The organism is Bradyrhizobium sp. SZCCHNS30572 (assembly GCF_032484415.1).
GTDB lineage: Bacteria > Pseudomonadota > Alphaproteobacteria > Rhizobiales > Xanthobacteraceae > Bradyrhizobium.
The window spans coordinates 406,447-424,418 of sequence record NZ_JAUESY010000002.1; the positions used below are offsets into that span (position 1 = coordinate 406,447).

Genomic DNA, 17,972 nt, shown 5'->3' on the forward strand with positions numbered 1-17,972 from the left:
GTCATCACGCCTCACGCCGCGAGCCGCGTCCGCTCGTCGATCCAGGCATGAATGCGCCGGTCGCTCGCCAGCCGGTCCCACTGCCGCTCCGGGTAGTTGAAATTGTCGGTGAACTCGTCGCAGAGCCCGCGATCCTGCGCCATGGTGAAGATCAGCCGGCCCATCGCCTCCGACGGCGGCTGCAGCATCAGGTTGGTCCAGCGCGCCGCGGCGAGCACGCGGTTCTCGCGCGCGCGATCGACCGTCTCGACGAAGCGGTCGTCGAACGCCACCGCCTCGGTGATCGCCTTGCCGAGTTCGAACGCGGCATAGGAGGCCATGTTGGCACCCTGGCCCATCATCGGATCGACCACGGAGTGCACGTCGCCGAGCGCAATCGCGATCTTGCCGTCGTCGAAGCTGACCGAGGAGCGCCGCACGGTCGGCACCACGGCGCCCTGCAAGAGGTCCAGCGGCTGCAGATCGAAGCGGTGCGTGTCGATCCGGTTGTAGGTGTGCGGATGGTGCTTCTCCAGCTTGTCGAGCAGCGTCTGCCGGAAGGCTGAGGGATCGGCGTCGTAGTTGAGCGACACCAGCTCGGCCATGTCACCGCCGGGAATGTTCTCCATCAGCAGCGCCGTCTTCATGCCGCCGAAGGTGAGCGTCGGAATCACGATCATCTCGCCATGGCCCGGAGAGACCGACAGCGTCACGCCGCGCGGATCGTCGCCCTCGGGGCTGCCGTGGTCGACGCCGTCATAGAGGCCGACGCAGAGCAGGCGCTGCGGCTGGTTGTAGGGCGACAGCTCCGGCCGGTGGCTGAACATCCGCCCCAGCGCGCCCTTGCCGGTCGAGACCACCAGCAGGTCGAAGCGCGCCACCAGCGCCGGAATGTCGTCGTCCTGGATGCTGGCATATTCGATCGCGCCGCCGCGGTCCTCGAAATCCTTCATCAGCGCCGGCAGGTAGATCCGGTAGTCGACCGCGCGGCTCGGCTGCTTGAAGGCCCCGCGAAAGAGCAGGGGGCTGCCGGGGAAATTGAAGTAGTGATCGTGGTGGTGATAGACGAATTCGGGACTGTCCCAGTGGTTCACGCCGAGCTCGTTCTCGCGCGCCACGGTGATGCCGTGATGGGCCACCGTGTTCATCAACCGCGTTGCAGCATACTGTTCCGGCTCGCGGTCGGTCAGAACCGTGGCCTGGATGCCTTTCTTCTGCAGATACAGCGCCAGGTGCAGCCCGCCGATGCCGGCCCCGACGATGCCAATCGACTTCTCCATGGTCTCCCTCCGTTTGATTTTTTGAGAGGCTAGACCGGCCCGCCTCCTGACGTATACGGAATGACGAGAATAAAACTCATTCCGGGGAGGAATGGATGGACCGGATCGACGCGCTGCAGACCTTCATCCGCGTCATGGAAGCCGGCAGCTTCACCCAGGCCGCGGCCGATCTGGGCCTGGGACAGCCGGCGATCACCAAGCGCATCGCGCTATTGGAGGAGCAGTTCGGCTGTCGCCTGTTCGTCCGCACCACGCGCAAGCTCCGGCCGACCGCCGAGGCCGATCGCGTCCTCAAGCTCGCCAAGGACATCGTCAGCTTGTTCGAGAGCGCGGGCATGCCGTCGCCGAAGCGCGTCGGCGCGCCCTCGGGCACCTTGCGGATGACGGTGCCGACCTCGTTCGGCCGCCATTTCTTCAGCGACGTCTTCGCCGAATATGGCCGCCGTTATCCCGAGGTGCGGCTCGACATCCGCTTCACCGAGCAGTTCGTCGACCTCGTGGAGACCGGGACGGAGCTCGCCATCCGCATCGGCGTGCTCAGCTCCAGCTCGCTGGTCGCGCGCCGCGTCGGCACGGTCAAGCGGCTGCTGGTTGCGGCGCCATCGCTGCTCGCAAGACACCGCCCGCCGCGGTTGCCCAATGATCTGCGCCAGCTCCCCTGCGTGACCTATTCGCGGCTGTCGCCGAAGAACGAGTGGAGCCTCGAATCCGAAACCGGCCGCCACGTCGTCGGCATCACGCCCTCGCTCACCTGCGACGACGCCGACATCATGACCCTGGCGGCGCTGGAAGGCCTCGGCGCCGCCGTGCTGCCGGACTGGTGCGCGGTTCAACACATTGCGTCAGGCAGGCTCATCCATCTGCTACCCGACTACGACGTTCCGTCGCTGCCGCTTCACGTCGTCTATCCCGACCCGCAATGGATGTCGCACCGCGCCCGCCTGTTCCGCGACCTGATCATCGAGCGCGCGGATGTGTTCGCGATCGGGGCGCTGCAGTGAGGGAATTTTCGCAACCACCAAGGGAGCAGTGCCCTCGCGACAAACGCGACTGTCTTCGCCCGGCTCGACCGGGTGATCCAGTGCGCCGAGGCGGTTGTGGCGATACCGATGGACCGCGGCGTACTGGATGCCCGCCTGCGGGGGCATGACGGGGAGGATGTGGCTGCATGGGAGCTGAAGACGCGCAGCGACGCCTCAGCGTCGTGAGCGCCGAGGCCACCGCCTCCGCTGCAGTATAGACGGAGCGAGGAGGCGCCGCGCTTTAGTCCATCCGGCGTCTCCACCGTCGTTGCGAGCGAAGCGAAGCAATCCAGGGCCGCCAAGGACTCTGGGTTGCTTCGCTTCGCTCGCAATGACGAGGATGCTAGAGTTCTACCTCAAGCGACTGAAGAGAGACGGGACTGCGAGGGGGCGACAATGCGGCTGGCTGTGATTTCCGACGTGCATGGCAATCTGCCGGCGCTGGAGGCGGTGTTCGCGGACATCAAGATGCGCGGTGTCGACGCCACGGTCAATCTTGGCGACTGCGTGACCAGCCCGCTGTGGCCGCGGGAGACGTTCGATCTGCTGCAATCCGTGACGCTGCCCACGGTGCGCGGCAATCATGACCGCTGGATCGAGGAATGGCCGGAGGAGAAGTTGTCGCCGGCCGGCCGCTTCGCGCAGGTCGCGCTGACCGCTGAACAGCGCCGTGTGTTGCATGCCCTGCCGGCGCGGATCGCGCTGGAGCATGGCATCCTCGCTGTGCATGGCACGCCAGACGATGACTGTGCCCTCCTGCTCGAAGAGATGCTGGACGATGGCCGCTACGTCCCGGCGCGTCGCGACGTGCTCATCTCACGGCTCACCAACATCGGCGGCGCCACGCTGGTGCTGTGCGGCCACAGCCATCGGCAGGCGGTGGTGCAGGTGCCCCGTGGGCCGCTGGTGATCAACCCCGGCAGCGTCGGCTGCCCGGTGTTCGGCGACATCCCGATCGCAGCCCAGCTCGAACATCGCTCGCCGCACGCGCGCTATGCGGTTCTGACCGAGCGACGCGGACATTGGCAGGCCGAGCTGCTGGCGCTGACCTATGACTGGGATCACGCGGCGGCGCGTGCCGCCGAAAACGGTTTTCCGCATTGGGCCAGTGCCTACGCCTCCGGCGCGGTGCTGTGAGGGATCAGCGAACAACGACGTGGTGATTGCGATCCCGCGTGCACGTCGGGCAAATCGATCCACCGCATGACCCATGTTGGCGATGCCAATTGGGCGCAGCCGGCGTCGAATAGCGTGCGCCGAGAGATTGATTTCACGAGCGCCTTCAAGCTGATTTGCCCTGTCCAGTCCCGGTGCGAAAAATATCGTGGTTTCGCTTTTGCAGAATTCATGCTCCTATGTCGCCGTCCCGCCCCGGCACGAGGGGCGTATCGCGATCGTCACGACACGCGGGGTGGGATGCGATGGGCGTCGTGGGCCGCAGCATGGCGTGATGCCGTGCGGACGAACGGCACAGGGCGCACGCCGAAATCGCATGGTCCTGGTCTCCCGACGTGTAGCGCGCAATTTCAAATGTCACCCCGCGCAGGTTCAAATGTCACCCCGGAAACCGGGCCGGCGACCGGGTTCCATTCCGGGAAATGTCGACTCCCCACTGGTTGTGATGGTAAACTCAATCGCCTTACTGGCGATTGCCGGTTGGCTTGGCTGGGGGGCCATCCGAAATGCACGGCACTGAGAGACGCGGCGCGGCCGACAGCGGCATCGCGGCCCATGCGACCGAGTATCGACCGGACATAGACGGCCTGCGCGCCGTCGCCGTGTTGTCCGTGGTCATCTTTCACGCCTTTCCACAAACGCTCCGCAGCGGATTCGTCGGCGTCGACATCTTCTTTGTGATCTCGGGGTACCTGATCACGAAGATCATCCTGAGCGATCTCGCCGCCGAACGCTTCACGTTGCTGAACTTCTATGCCCGCCGTGTGCGCCGCATATTCCCGGCTTTGATCGTCGTGCTCTCCTTCTGCCTCGTCGCCGGCGCCTTTGTGCTCTGGGCGGATGACTTCGCGCGGCTTGGCAAGCACACCGCCGCCGGCGCTGGGTTCATCGCCAACCTCGCACTCTGGCAGGAAGCAAGCTATTTCGATGTTGCCTCCGACACCAAGGTCCTGCTGCACCTGTGGTCGCTCGGCGTCGAGGAACAGTTCTACCTTGTCTGGCCAGCGCTCATGCTGCTCGCCTGGTACGTCCGCCTCAACCGCTTCGTGCTGATCGCGGCCATCCTTGTGGGATCCCTTGCCTACGGAATCAAGGCGACCTCCACGGACCCGGTTGCCGCGTTTTACTCGCCGGTATCTCGGCTGTGGGAGCTCGCTGCAGGCGCGAGCCTCGCAAACCTGACACTGTTTGCCCCACGCGCCGCGGTCTGGACCGAGCGCATGATCGCCAGGGGCCTCGCTGCCATCCTTTTTGAACCCGGCGTTGATCCCGAGCGCGCCTATCGCCACGTGCTGTCGACCCTGGGCATGGCCCTGGTCCTCGTCTCGACCGTCGTGTTGACCCGTCGACATGAGTTTCCCGGCTGGTGGGCTCTGTTGCCGGTGACCGGCGCCTATCTTCTCATTCTCGCCGGCCCAGCCGCCTGGCTCAATCGCTGGGTTTTGTCCAGCTCCGCCATGGTCTGGATTGGATTGATCAGCTATCCGCTCTACCTCTGGCACTGGCCGCTGCTGACCTTCGCGCGGATCCACTACGGCAGCGTTCCACCGCCGCCGCAGGTGCTGGTTGCGATCATCGGTGCATCGATCGCGTTGGCCTGGCTGACCTACCACTTCGTGGAAAAGCCGCTCCGGTTCGGCAAGGCGAGGAGAGCGCTGGTGCCCGCGCTTTTGACCGCCATGATTGCGATCGGCGTCTTCGGGGTTGTGAGTGTTGCCAGCAACGGCTTTCCGGGCCGCCTCGACCAAGACAAGGCCGCCTATGCTGCCTATTTCGATGTCGGGTCGCCACGCCTCCAATCGGAGTACATCAAATACATCTCGCAGGACCAATGCAATTTTTACGCATGGGACGCCAAGATCCCAACCATCGCGCCACGTGCTGCTATCGATCCGAGCTGCTACACGCGGCATTCCGATCAGACCGTCATGATCATCGGCGACTCCAATGCGTCCGACCTCTACTATGGCCTCCGAGAAGTTCTTCCGAAGAACATCTCCCTTCTCCTGATCTGGAGTTCTGGCTGCCAAGTGAGCGAGGTGATCGAGCGCATCACCGATACCCACCACTGTCATATGGCGAACTACTTCGCGCTGCAACGTATCAAGGCAGATCCCCCAAAGGTTCTGCTGCTGTCGTCGAACAACTCGTTCGACATCGCCTACATTCGCCGGTTTGCCAGGACCGTAAAGGGCTACGGCGTCAAGCATGTGCTCGTCCTCGGACAGCGACCGCACTGGAAGCCGTTCCTCTACAAGGTTGTGCTCGACAACTATTGGCCCAACGTTCCTCGCTATATCCAAGGCCACCTCGACGACGAACTCATGACCTTCACGAAGACGTTCCAGTCGCAACTGCAGCCCGATGAGCCATTCGAATTCGTCGACGAGATGAAGCCGTTCTGCAACTCGGAAGGCTGCATGAGCTACCTCGGCAACGATCCGAAGGAGGGCCTGATCACTGCGGACACCGTGCACTTACGGCCCCACGCCTCGGTTTGGCTTGCGCGCCGACAGCTTGCTCCATTGATCGCGGAGCGCATTGAGAAGTGAGCCAAACTAGTACGCATAGGCGCCCCTGGTACTGCCGACTGTGATGCCAGCAGGGAGCGCCGTGCTATTGTAGTTAAAGGAATGACCTTTATCGACGATGATGTTTCCTGGCGTCCCCCAGGCCGCAGCATTGCCCGTGATCGCCGATCCGACTGTTGTGAACCCTGGCCCATATAGTTCCATGAAGTTCGTGATGGCGAGAGCGCCGGACGGCTGCATGCCGGGGCCCAGCGATATCTGCCCACCGCGATCAGTCCGAATGACGTTCTTGAACGTGTTGGTGAACGTCAGGGTGTTGAAGATGGCGAAGATGCAGGCGCCGTTGTCGAGGTAAACGCCGACATCGTTCGCGCCACCGCCCTGAATCGTCACCCCCGAAAAGGTGTCGATGAGCCCATTGCCGTGCATCTTGAGAACAGCTTTCCCAAACGTGTTGTTTTGGGACAAAAGGTACATGTCCTGAATGATCAGCTCGGCGTTGTCGCCAACTGACACCAGATCGGTGCCGTTCGAGCCGAGCATGGTCGCTTGCCCGCCGTTCCCCTTGAGGTAGACGACATTCGAGCCGACCGGTTGTCCTCCCAAGCTGAGGGACTGAACGAACGTCTGACCGCCAGTCGGATAGATCGTGGCGCTGCTGCCGGCCATATCCAGACCGTACCAAATGAATGACGCAGCGTCTTGGAGTTGTGAGAATGCGCCAGCCCCCGTCGCTAAGCCATCCACCGTGCCGAGAGCACCGCCGCCGCTGTCGACGCAGGCAAAGACATTTCCTTGCACCCACCGCTGCTTCTTCGGTGACCAGTCCCACGTCGGTCCGGATCCATCGTCAGCGACGAAGACGAGCACATTTTGACCCGGATAAAGAATGAACTTCGTGCCGTTCAGATTGATCCGCTTGCCGCGCCCGGTACCGATCCCGGAATAGGTATCGGTGTTGCGGATCATGACTGAGAAATAGGACGGGTAGTTCGACGCAGCACCGAACGTCAGCTCGAAGAACGCGTTGTTTCCGACATGCAATGTCGACCCAGCGTCGCCCGTGACGACAGGAGAAGCGGCCGTTTTACCCGGCGTCTGTCTGTTACGCCATCCGGCGGCTCCCGGACCGAGCGCGGCGGAATCGATCGAAATGACCCGCCACACGCCGTCGCCGAGTGGCAGCAGCCAGCAGGAATCGCCCGGCGAGAAGGTGTAGCTCTGCCCGCCCGGCATCAGAAGCTTGGAGGAGTGAACGAAGGTCGGGCTGCCGATAATGTACAGATGAATCGGCGGGCCCTTGGGCCAGCTCGGCAGGCCGCGCAAGGTGCCGTTTCCGTCGACCCAATAGGCGTCCCCGAGCGCGTGGATCGCCAGCTCAAGCGTTGACGCGAGAGTGCCGCCCCAGCGATGCAGGGGCTGCGGGTTCGAAGCGAAGGGAAGCGATCCTGCTCTGTTGGTCATCCGAGGTTTCCGCCAAAGCCGAAGATGTTGAACGTGTTCCCGGCGTGGGTGCCGACCAGAACCGACCAGGTCTGGTCAGGAAGGGTCAACCCTTCCTGCAGGGTCCATTCATCCTCGAACCCTCGGACGGTGCCGGTAGGCGCTGTCGCTTTGACTTCCCTCTCCTTGATGAGGTGCTTGGTAGATCCCGCGCTGTTCGCCAGGAAAAAGCGGATCATGCCGTCGGCGACGGTGCCGACACCCTGGATCCTGATCTTGTCGATCCGCGAGCCAGGCGCGGCGTTGCCGCTGGCCAGTGACAGCAGCGTGCCGGTCCCGTCGAGGTTGGTATTGGCCGCGACGATCTGGACGCGCCAGATCTGCGGGGTGACGATAAAGAGAGGTTGACCCATTTGAAGCGCTCCTTAAACGCAAGTTGACCACTGGGTGAAGGCGCCACCGCCTCCGCCGGATCCGCTCGACACGCCGGCAATGGCGGCGTCGAGATCGGCCTTTGAAGCCTGCGCAAATCCGCCGACCGTGACTCCGTCATGCAGATAGAGGCGCTTGTTCGTCATGTCTGGAGTGAGCTCCCCCGGCGCGCCGGTGAAGGCCGCGATGCCGGCCGCGCTATTGCGGCGAAGCTGAAGCTGTGTTGCTGTCGTCATGCTGCCTCTCCCAGGTCGACGATTTGAAGAACGAGATCGGAGGTCGAGCCGAGGTCACCGACGGCCGCCGTACCTCCGATGTAGTTGGGGCCAGCCCAATCGCCCGATGCGTTCGAGGCCTTGATCCAGAGGCGGAACGGCAGGATATCGGTCTGCAGGTACTTGAAGTCCTTCGGCTGTCCGTCATAGGCGGCGCGCTGCGCGAACGTGCCCGTGGTGTCAGGCTGCACGCCCTGACCGTGGACGCCCTGAATGCCTTGCACGCCCTGCGGCCCTTGCGGAATCTCGAACACCAGACTCGCGTCCGTGGCAGTGCCGACATTGGTGACCCTCGCGGGCGACCCGGCCGGGAGCGTGGTCGTCGAGCTGACGGTGATCGTCGCGGCGGTGCCGGGCTCGCCCTTCGGACCGGGATTGCCCTGCTCGCCCTTCGCGGCGACCAGGTCCCAATACGACGGATTGGACTCCGGCGGCTTGTTGGTGCTGGGCGATTTGGCGATGTAGCTGGAGCCGAGCCGCGACACCGTATCGCTGACGACGTAGCTGGTCGGAGGACTCCATTCGCCGCGGTTGGTGCTCGTGCCTGCCGGATTGCCCTGCGGCTCCCAGACGCCGCCAGACTTGAACCACAACTGCCATAGCCCGGTGTTGGTCTTGAGTGCATATTGGCCGTCATCGCCGAGCGAAGGATCGGGCGCCGATCCCGCCACGAAGTAGAACGTGCCCATGCCATTGAGCAGGGCGACCAGCCTCTCGACATCCGCGTTGAGCTGCGTCGTGTTGCGCGAGCCCGGCAGCTTCCAGATCGTGTAGCTCGCGCTGCTGACTGGGCCGCCGCCCCATGGCGGGATCGACAGATGCGTATCGTCCACGACGCCGGTGATGATCGATTGGAAATGCCCGACCTGAAGCACGTCGCCGGGCAGCACGTTGGTCGCCCAGAGCGTCGTGGCACCTGTTGCGGTGGTGCCGTCGGCATCGATCGCTACCGTTCCTGTTGCGTAGCTCGAAAGTGTCATCAGTCCGGTCCTATCGTCGGAAATCAGTGATGTAGACCTGTCCTGGCAGCAGGGTGAAACGCGCACCCGTGTTGCCGACCCGCATCCGGAACGAGTGAGCACCGTCCGCCAAGCTGGACTGCGTCCATCGGATCGAGATCGGGAGATACAATTCGAACAACGGTGAGCCCCCTCCAAATGGATTTAGCATGTGTATCCACGTCCATGACTTCACCACCGATCCGTCGATCAAGAGGTCGATCCGGGAAAATGGCCGGCTGCCCCCGTAGTTAAATGATGCGTTCGACCAATCGGCCTCGAACGACACCGTCGCTTTCCCGGACCTGATGACGACGCTCACATTGAGGAAGTCGCTGAAGTCGTCGACCTTTCCTGGCGTCGCGAGCACCTGAGTGTTGCTGACCGCGCCCGCGATGATGTTGTCAATGCCAACACCATTGATTGCCAGCTCTCTCGTTCCGATTGACCCGGCTTCGATCGCGCGGACGTTGAACGTGCCGTCGAGGAACATGTTGGCGCGGATGCCAATCGCCGGCGCACCATTGATCGTGCCTACGGTAAACACCGGGAGCGGCTCGTTGCCGTTATAGCCGGGCAAGCTGATCTGGAATTTGTCGACGCGAAAGTTGCAGGCGCCGAAGCCAGCGCCGCCGTTGAACAAGTCGAAGCCGATCGCTGCGCCATCGACCGTCAGCGTCATTCCCCAGCGTGCCGCGGCCCAGCCTTCGACTGTGGCGATGGCCTGTGCCGTTTCGAGGATCGATGCATCGACGTCGCCGAAGCGTGCTGTGACTTCCGTCGACAGCGCCGCGACTGCCGTGTTGGCGTCGACCGCCACGCTCTGAACGTTTGCGATCTCGGCGAAGGCGTTGCTGAACCGGGCCGATATCTGTGACCGCAACTCGCGCTTGTCGAGGTACGTCCTCGACATCGTCTCGGAAAGGCGCGCTTCGATCTGTTCGACCCGTCGTTCCATGAGGGCTTGAAACTGCTGTTGAATGGCGGTCACCTGTGCAGCGACGGCCGCGTCGAACTCCGCCAGGCTCAGGCGGATGTCCTCCGTTGTGACGCCGATCCAACCCGACCAGAGCATATCCCGCGGCGTCGATGGGATGAACTGCCCGCGTACTTGATAGGTGGTCGCCGGCAGGATGCCCTGAGCGATGATCAGATTGCCGGCTGTAACGCGTTCGGTGCGCCCGCGCGTGACGTGCGATCCGTCTGAGGCAAGCCGCACCTCGAACTGCACGCCTGAGACGCCGAGCGTATTGCCTGCCCAGCTGATCAGAATCGCGGGCCTCCGCGCAACTCCAGTTGCGTCGAGAAGCGCGTATGGCTGCACCTCCCAATTCGCGATCCCTTGTGCGGGCGGCGGAGCCGAGCCGACCACGCCGCCGATGACGGGCACGAACTCGGTCGAGCTGTCCCAATCGTAGTCGGCGGGGTCGACTTCGGTCAGGTTCAACGTGATGTCGAGGTTATCCTGGTCGACCGCCGAGTCGACGCGGAACTGCTTCGCGCTGTAGCCATTGCGGGCACTCGTCCAGGTGCCAACGTCGCCTGGCTCGACAATCCAGAATGCAGGCGGAAGCACGATGGTGTGGGTGCGCGCGCGCTGCGCCTCCTCGATCGCCGACTTCTGCAGCCGCTGCACCTGCTCGGGATACGGTACGAAGTCGAACTGCGGCGACGCCATCAGGCGGCGGTTGCCGTCCCTCACCTCCAAATCGGTGCGGTAATAGGCCGGCGCGGTGTCGTAGTTCCAGCCCTGAGCCGGATCGGGATAGCGCGCCTGGATGCCGTTCACGCTCTCCGACAGCGAGAAGAACGGTTTGTAGAGCTGCGCTTCCGTCGAGACGATGTCGTCGTCGCTGAAGGCGAAGCTCGGCGAATCCGGTTCGCCGAGATGAATCTTGTAAAAGCCGCCGATCTCCGAGATCCGGCCTTGGCAAGTGGTGAGGATCGCCTCCAGCGCGTTGGCCGCCTGGGTGTCGACGTTGATTTGCCCGCCGCAGCGATACATCGGCTCGGTTCCGGATGCGCCGACGATGGTTGCGCGGCACTTCGCGATCTGCGTGATCCAGTTCTCGACCGGAAGCCGGGCCGGCGCCATGTTCTGCAGGCCATAGAGCCAGGTGCCGTTGTAGTGGAAGCCGCGGAGCACGTTGTAGGCATGGACCGCGGGATAGTTGTCACCATCGCCGCCCCAGGTGTTTTCGTCGTTGTAGCGGTGCGATCCGGAGCCGCCGACCGTCGAGTCCTTCGAGGGATCGTACAGCGGCACACCGGACAGCTCAGCCTTGAACTCGGGAAAGCCGTTCCAGAGATTTTCGTCCGCGAGATAGGTGACCACCAGGTAGCAGATGCCGCGGCCGATGCGGTCCACACCGTACGGGCGTTCGACGCTCGATGCTGCGTTGATGGTGTAGGCGTCGGCGGTCGTCTGAGCGCCGTCGTAGTACTTGATCCACAGATGCGGCGTAGGGCCACCTTCGCCATTGTGAGGCCTAGTGAACTCAGGCACCGGGTAGCCGACTGAGGCGGAGCCCCAAACGGTGGCGTCCGCGGCGCCGGCCGCGAGCGTGATCCGCTGACCATTGACCCACAAGCCGACCAGCCGCTCGCGCGGCAGATCCGACAACGCGATGATTTGCGTCACATAGGCGTTCGGTGTGTCACCGAAATTGCCGTGTTGATTGCCCCAGACCAACGAGCCGCCGGTCACGTGATAGCCGAGACCGAATGACCGCGGCACCGCCCCGCCGCCGGCGAGCTTGCCCTGCACGCCGAAGCTGTCGGTGCTCTTCTGTTCGTTGTGGCCGGAGAGTGCTTTGACCGCATAGGAAAGCCCGAACTGGGCGACCGCCATGACGGCTGCGTTGAGCGCGAACGCCACGGCGGTCGCGAACACGCCCGAGCCAATCCCGAGGGCGGCAGCAACAGCGGCTGCGGTGAAGATCGCCATGTCAAAGCGCCTTCAAGAAGTGCGTTTCGGCGACGATATAGCCGCGCCGCCGATACAGCACGCCGACATCAGGATCGTCGCCCATGCCGGCCATGCCGCCGAACACACAACCTCGCTCGCGCGCCCAGCCTTGATAAGCGTCGAGCATCTGCCCGGCTGCCCGGCTGCCACGGTGTTGCGGCTCGATCCACCAAGCCGTCTCCTTTGCAATCCAGAGCGGGGCGAAGCTGTGCTCGAATGCCGCCGCGAGCAGCAGGCCTTCGGCCAGGCCGTCGACAGCGAAGACGAAGGCACAAGCGAAGCCGCCGCGCAGATGGGCTCTGACCACACGCTCGGCATGATCGGCGCTGAAGTCGAGCCTCTCGGGATCCGCTCCGGCGTCGACCAGGCTCCCGCCGACCTCATCACGCCACGCACCGTGGAACGAGCGCAGTAACTCGACGCAGCGCGCGGTGTCCGTCACGGTTGCTGGGCGGACGGTGCTCATCAGAACAACTTCCCGAACGCTTCCCGGGCGCCAGCGGCGAAGTCGATCGTGCCGCTCTGCTTGCCCCAGTAGATCTGCCACTCGGTGACGGTCGCGACGTCCCGGAAGAACGCGTCATTAGGATCGCGCTGGCGCTGCGAGGCGTCGGACCTCGTGTCCGGATTCGAACGCATCAGCTCCTGTGTGTTGCCGGTGCATGTGATGGTGACGTCGCCGACTTCGCCTTCGGGTGGCGTCTTGATCGGCGCGGCATCGATCGTGCCGGCGAAGCGTGGGAACGCCGGTGCCACCAGCACGCGGCTCACTGGATCGAGCAGACCGCGGAAGATCTGGATCTTGCCCTGCTTGCAGTCGTAGCCGCGCACGAGATCGTTGATGCGGTCCGACACCTGCGAGAGCGTGATCGTGGTCGTTTGCACTGTGAGATTGGAGACGAGCGGAATGGCGGCGAACCTGACCAGGCCGGCGCCACTCGCGAATGTGCGCGACACGACGCTGCCCGTATCCGGATCGATGACGTCGACAGTGGTGGTGCCGACGTCGGACCAATAGCCGTCTGTCACCGGCGCGCCCGTGCTGCGGTCTCGCACCACGAACCAGACGAAGTCGCGTGGAACGACGACTCGATTCTGCAGAGCCGTGTAGTTTGCCGAGGAAACGCCGCGGGTCACGAGATCGCCTCCGCCACCTGGAACGTGATCTTGCCGCCGACGCCGCGAGTCTGTGTCGGCGTCATCGATCCCGGGACGAGCGCGAAGATTCCGCGCGGCGCCTTCAGATTGACGGCGGTACCGGCGCTCCAGCCGGCGCGGATGTGAGGCCGGACCTCGAACTGCGCCGTGGCGCCGGAGCCATTGGCCGTCACTGCCTCCATCGCCTGGTGCAGCGCGCGTTTGCCGCCATAGTCGAACGATAGATAGTCGCCGCGCGACACGATCTGGCCGGCGTTGAGGCCACTGAGCGCCATCGCCTTGTTGTTCGCGTTGACGGATGCGATGGTGCCGTTAGACGCCGATCCGTCGCGATAGAGCCGCGGCCACGGCCGGCGGAGGTCCCAGGCTTCAAACGTGCCGATCGCACCATCGAGCGACTTCAGCATCGCCTGGAAGTCGACCATGGCATCGTTGAGCAGCTCCTCCGACGTATAAGTCCCGATCCACAAGGCTGGCCCGAGATCCTTGACGATGGTCCGCCCCAACGCCACGCGGCTTTGTTCCTGTCGCTCCATCAGATCGAAGACGAACGGCGGCTCGAAGCCGACCGCCGAAAGAATATCCGTGCGGGGAAAGCTGATCGTCATCCGCGCAGCTTCCGAGTGCTCTGCGCAGTGCGCGATGCATTGGCGACGTGGTCAACGAACTGCGGCGAGGACGCGAAGCCTGCGACGGCGTCGTTGGCCTGCTGCGTCGACACGTTTTTGACGAAGGCCTTCAGCTTGCCGTCGTCATCCACACTGACACCGACATCGACTGCAACCCGCATCGCTCCGCCAGCCCCCCCGCTGGCGCCGACCATCGCGCCGTCATCGCCGACCAGCCCACCGCCGGCATAGCCGCGCTGCAGACGCCGAAGCGCCGGAAGTCCGACGCGTGCTACGGCCTCTTTGTTGAAGACGAACTCGTCCCGGTGGACGATGCCGGCCGGGTCGTACTTTCCGCCCGGACCGGTGTAGCCTCCGCGGTCGAAACCGACTGTCGGCATGTTGTAGTCGCCGATCGCGATCGAGCCGGTGGCACTGCCGGCGTTGCTGCCGCCGAACAACGAGAACAGGCCGCCGCCCGAGCTGCCGCCGAACGCAGAGGCCCAGAGCTGGTCGGCCGCCATGCTCATCAGCTTGTCGGAGATCTTGCCGAGCGCGTTGAGGCCAGCCTTCGCAAACGAGTCGAACGCGGTGCTGCCGTTGCGAATGCCCTGATTGAATTCGACCCACATCCCGCTGAAGGTGCTGCGGCTCTCCAGCGCCAGCGAGTCGAGCTGCTTGTTGGCGTTGCCGATGTCGTTCAACGCCGCTTGAAGCCCCGGCAGGCTAGAGCCGGCAACCTTCGCGGCGTCGGCAACGTCGCGCATTGCCTTGGCGAGCGCCGTCTGGGCCGCGGCCATCTGCTGGCTGTTGGTGGGATCGACCAGCTTCTGATCGATCCAGGCCCGGAGTTGATCGTTCGCGGCCTGCTGCGCCTTGGCCTGATCGTAGACGCCGAGCGAGGCCTGCTGGCTGACGCGTGCCATCTCGGCCTGCGCCCGCACCACGTTGAGGATTGCGTCGCGCTGCTTGGCGCTCACACCGACGCCCTGCAACGCCGCGGCCTGCAGTTCAAGGTCCTTCGCCTTGACCTGGTCCTCGACTGTCGCGAGCTGCCCGAGCAGGCCGATGCGCTGCTGCTCCTGCTGGTTGGCGACGAGCAGCTCCTGCGATGTCTTGGGTTGGGGCTCGCCGCGTAGCTCGGCGGCCTTTCGGCTATAGCCGGCCTGCAGAGCATTGTCGTTTGCCGCCTTCTGAAATGAGCCGAAGCGATCGGAGAAGTCGGTCGATCCCGCGCCGACGGCGCCGGCCGCCAGCCGCGCCGCACCCACAACGCCGCCAACGACTGGAATTCCGGACAAGGCGCTCGCCGCTCCATTGCCGATCTTCGTAAGCCAGTCCGGCACCTTGACGCTTGCGAGCGCGCCGACGATCTCGACGACGCCGGCCTTGAAGTAGTTCACCATCTTCGTCGCCGCCGTATTCCAGGCGTCGTCGAAGTCGCGGGCCTTCTTGATCAGATTGGCTTCGGCCGAGGTGTTGAATTTCACCGAGGCGTCGATCGCAGCCTGGATACCGCGACTGCCTTGCTCCATGAAGCGGACCCAGGCCATGTCGCTCGGTAGCCCGGCCTCGCGCAGGATCTTCTGCTTCTGCATGTCGCTGGTCGCGCGCGCGACGAGATCCGCGACGTTGCCGAGATAGCCTGAGAAGTCCTTGGCGCTCTGACCGTTAGCTTTCATCAGCGCATTGAGCGAGCCAGTGTTGCGTTGCGCCTGATAGACGGCGTCGGCAAAGCCGGTGATGCCTTCAGCGAAATCCTTTGTATTGATCCCCTTGAACGATGCCGCTTGCTCAAGCCCGTGTAGTTTTGCGAGTGACTGGTCGGTCGAGCGGGAAAGATCGTCGAGCGCCAAGCTACTCTTGGTGATGCTGACCGCGGCACCGGCGAACGCCGCCGCCGTGAGCCCCACGACGCCGCCAAGCAAGCGGGCGGGCGTCAGCAATCCCATGACCTGGCTGGCGAAGCCACCGAGCGTGCCCTTCGACGTTCCGAAGATGTCGGCGACCTGGGTGCCCTGCTGCATCAGCACCGTGAACGGTGACTGCCCCGACGCGAGCGACACCGCGATGTCCTGCGCTTGGCGCGAGAGATTGATCAGCTCATGCCGCGCCAGGCCGACACGCTTGGTCAGATTGTCGTTGGCGGCGCCGGCACCGTTCGTCGCATTGCTCATGTTGCCGAGCGCGCCGGTCGCCTTGCTGATGGAGTCCTCGACGCCCTTGGACGCCGCAGCCGTCTTGGCGCCGAGATCCGTCAACGCAGCCTTCGTCTCCTGCGCTGCCTGCTTGGCGCCGGAGGCATCACCCGCGATGACGAGAGAGACGCGCATCAACGATCCTCGTTAAACGCCGCGCAGGCCGCGGCTTCCATCACGCGCAGACCGCGCCACAGCTCCGGTGTGACCGCAAAGCTCTCCGCGTCGAGACCGGCGCGGACGCCGGCATAGTCGAGCCCGATGACGACCGGAATCGTCGGCGCGATGGTGCCGCCCATCGGCGTGATCATTCCGCCCGCCGACCGCGGCACGACGCGCCATTGCGACGCGACGGCGATGAAGGCTCGCACAATCGCAACGTTCTCCGGCCAGATCCCGTCGAACTCCTGATCCACATCGATCTCCGGCCCATCGACCGCCAGCGCCTGCCGCAGATGATCGAGCGACTGCGCATCCATGCCGGCGCGGCGAGCATCCTCGATCATCCGTGTATCTTCGGAAACGTCCGCGGCTGCCGGCGCGCCGCGGACCCAGCGCCGGGCAGCCCATCTCAGTTTCCCTCCGGGACTTTCGTCACGGCGGCGAAGTAGTGCGCCGACAGCGCCAGGCGGACGTTCGGATCGCGCAGCAGTCTCTCCCGGATCTCCGGCGTGCAGGCGATCGGTTGACCGTCATCGTCCGCCAGGTCGAGGAACGTCATGACAGTCTTGTCGAGAAACATATCCGTGCCGGCGATCGTGCCAAGGTCGAACTCTTTGAGTTCGTCGGACTGGAGATAGACAAACTTGGTCTTGAGCTGCTCCTCGACATGACCGCCATCGCTGGGGATGAGCACTTTGACATCGTGGGTGAAGAAGCGAACGGTGCCTTGGGCAACAACTTTGAACATGGCTTCAAATCCTCCTGACAGATGATCGGCCGGTGAGAGGCGCTCGATCGAGCGACGCCCCTCAGGTGAGTGTGAGCGAGAACTGGTCATTGCCGGCGTTCGGCAGCGCCAGCATCGAGAGCGGCCATTCGGCGACCCCCTGATTCTGCTGATAGCCGGTCGGCCGCTTGAACTCCGCCGTCGGCGCCGACAGCGTCACGATGTTGCCGGCTGTAAGACCGTGCACGAGCGAGACCGCAACGGTGGTCTGCGCGTTGGCCAGGCTGTAGGGATCGAGCGTCGAGAGCGGCACGGACTCACACGTGAACTCGATCTGCTCGCGATGATCCGTGATCAGCACCGACTCGCTGTTTACCAGCATGCGCGGCTCGACCTGGTTGGCGAGGTCGAAGCTGAAGTTGCGCATCACAAGCGGCACCGAGTTGACGGTGAAGGTCGGTGTGTTGGTCTTGTTGACGATCAGCGGCCTCTTGAACGAAGTGAGCGTCGGCGTTGCCGCAGCCACTTCGCTCGGCGCCACCCACAAGCCCATGAGGCTATAGCTGATCATCGGAATACTCTGCGCATTCAGCGTTAGCTTCGCCGAGCCGCGAGCGCCCTTGATCGCGTGCAGCGTGCCGCCAACCCAGAACTTCAGGTAGACGCTCTCGATGTTGTCCGTGATCGGCGTATAGGTAACCGACGTGCTGGCGGCGATCACTTCGGCGCAGCCGCAGGCCCGCAACAGAGGTCCCCATGCCGGCGCGGTGCCGGCCGTGCCCGAGCCGGCAAGCTCAACGTCGAAATTGATTGTGACGTGGAGTTCCGCCGGGATCGAGGGTTGGTTGCCGAAATTCGGCGTGATCAGGTCGCGCGAGACGTCGCTGCCATCCATCGGCTGGATCGAGATGTTCTTCGCCAGGATGCCGTTGAGTGCGCCGGTCAGCGTCGGATCGGTCCCATAGGCTGTCTCGATCTTTGCGAGCAGGACCTGTTTTCGCCAGAAAATCGGCAT

General features: G+C 63.9%; 16 protein-coding genes. 3 read left to right on the forward strand and 13 right to left on the reverse strand.

Annotated features, from left to right (window positions below):
- Nucleotides 1–11: 11 nt before the first annotated feature.
- On the reverse strand, nucleotides 12–1,259 hold the full coding sequence (gene styA / locus QX048_RS06860; RefSeq protein ID WP_315827516.1) for a styrene monooxygenase subunit StyA: 1,248 nt from the start codon (nucleotides 1,257–1,259) through the stop codon (nucleotides 12–14).
- 95 nt (nucleotides 1,260–1,354) lie between these two features.
- Between styA and QX048_RS06865 the strand changes: the two genes are divergently transcribed.
- The 3 genes from QX048_RS06865 to QX048_RS06875 all read left to right on the forward strand — a co-directional run bounded on the left by QX048_RS06865 (nucleotide 1,355) and on the right by QX048_RS06875 (nucleotide 6,009).
- Nucleotides 1,355–2,260 (forward strand): LysR family transcriptional regulator, encoded by a 906-nt coding sequence (locus tag QX048_RS06865; RefSeq protein ID WP_315827517.1) that lies wholly within the window; start codon nucleotides 1,355–1,357, stop codon nucleotides 2,258–2,260.
- A 417-nt stretch (nucleotides 2,261–2,677) separates the two neighbouring features.
- Nucleotides 2,678–3,418: a metallophosphoesterase family protein gene (locus QX048_RS06870; protein ID WP_315827518.1), complete on the forward strand. Its 741-nt coding sequence runs from the start codon at nucleotides 2,678–2,680 to the stop codon at nucleotides 3,416–3,418.
- A gap of 545 nt (nucleotides 3,419–3,963) precedes the next feature.
- Nucleotides 3,964–6,009 carry an acyltransferase family protein gene (locus QX048_RS06875; RefSeq protein ID WP_316200396.1) on the forward strand — a complete coding sequence of 682 codons (2,046 nt, stop codon included), beginning with the start codon at nucleotides 3,964–3,966 and terminating at the stop codon, nucleotides 6,007–6,009.
- A gap of 6 nt (nucleotides 6,010–6,015) precedes the next feature.
- Here QX048_RS06875 and QX048_RS06880 read toward each other — a convergent pair whose 3' ends face one another.
- From QX048_RS06880 to QX048_RS06935, 12 genes are all read right to left on the reverse strand, one after another.
- Nucleotides 6,016–7,452, reverse strand: coding sequence for a hypothetical protein (locus QX048_RS06880; RefSeq protein WP_316200397.1), 1,437 nt, complete (start codon nucleotides 7,450–7,452; stop codon nucleotides 6,016–6,018).
- On the reverse strand, nucleotides 7,449–7,844 hold the full coding sequence (locus QX048_RS06885) for a hypothetical protein (protein ID WP_316200398.1): 396 nt from the start codon (nucleotides 7,842–7,844) through the stop codon (nucleotides 7,449–7,451). Before QX048_RS06885 ends, QX048_RS06880 begins: the two co-directional genes overlap by 4 nt.
- A gap of 12 nt (nucleotides 7,845–7,856) precedes the next feature.
- Nucleotides 7,857–8,099, reverse strand: coding sequence for a hypothetical protein (locus tag QX048_RS06890; protein WP_316191318.1), 243 nt, complete (start codon nucleotides 8,097–8,099; stop codon nucleotides 7,857–7,859).
- Complete coding sequence (locus QX048_RS06895; RefSeq protein WP_316200399.1) at nucleotides 8,096–9,118, reverse strand: hypothetical protein; 1,023 nt, start codon at nucleotides 9,116–9,118, stop codon at nucleotides 8,096–8,098. The genes QX048_RS06890 and QX048_RS06895 overlap by 4 nt, the downstream gene beginning before the upstream one ends.
- A gap of 10 nt (nucleotides 9,119–9,128) precedes the next feature.
- Nucleotides 9,129–12,083 carry a phage tail protein gene (locus QX048_RS06900; protein ID WP_316200400.1) on the reverse strand — a complete coding sequence of 985 codons (2,955 nt, stop codon included), beginning with the start codon at nucleotides 12,081–12,083 and terminating at the stop codon, nucleotides 9,129–9,131.
- 1 nt (nucleotide 12,084) lies between these two features.
- Nucleotides 12,085–12,570, reverse strand: a complete 486-nt coding sequence (locus QX048_RS06905; protein WP_316191315.1) for a GCN5 family acetyltransferase — start codon at nucleotides 12,568–12,570, stop codon at nucleotides 12,085–12,087.
- Nucleotides 12,570–13,241, reverse strand: coding sequence for a hypothetical protein (locus QX048_RS06910; RefSeq protein WP_316191314.1), 672 nt, complete (start codon nucleotides 13,239–13,241; stop codon nucleotides 12,570–12,572). Before QX048_RS06910 ends, QX048_RS06905 begins: the two co-directional genes overlap by 1 nt.
- Nucleotides 13,238–13,870: a hypothetical protein gene (locus QX048_RS06915; protein ID WP_316200401.1), complete on the reverse strand. Its 633-nt coding sequence runs from the start codon at nucleotides 13,868–13,870 to the stop codon at nucleotides 13,238–13,240. The genes QX048_RS06910 and QX048_RS06915 overlap by 4 nt, the downstream gene beginning before the upstream one ends.
- The gene (locus QX048_RS06920) at nucleotides 13,867–16,203 is read right to left on the reverse strand and encodes a phage tail length tape measure family protein (protein WP_316200402.1); all 2,337 of its coding nucleotides are present in this window, start codon (nucleotides 16,201–16,203) and stop codon (nucleotides 13,867–13,869) included. Before QX048_RS06920 ends, QX048_RS06915 begins: the two co-directional genes overlap by 4 nt.
- A complete protein-coding gene (locus tag QX048_RS06925; RefSeq protein WP_316200403.1) occupies nucleotides 16,203–16,574 on the reverse strand; it encodes a DUF1799 domain-containing protein in 372 nt (123 codons plus the stop codon). Before QX048_RS06925 ends, QX048_RS06920 begins: the two co-directional genes overlap by 1 nt.
- Nucleotides 16,575–16,639: 65 nt before the next feature.
- Nucleotides 16,640–16,978 carry a hypothetical protein gene (locus QX048_RS06930; protein WP_316200404.1) on the reverse strand — a complete coding sequence of 113 codons (339 nt, stop codon included), beginning with the start codon at nucleotides 16,976–16,978 and terminating at the stop codon, nucleotides 16,640–16,642.
- Between the two features lie 61 nt (nucleotides 16,979–17,039).
- Nucleotides 17,040–17,972 (reverse strand): phage tail tube protein, encoded by a 933-nt coding sequence (locus QX048_RS06935; protein ID WP_316200405.1) that lies wholly within the window; start codon nucleotides 17,970–17,972, stop codon nucleotides 17,040–17,042.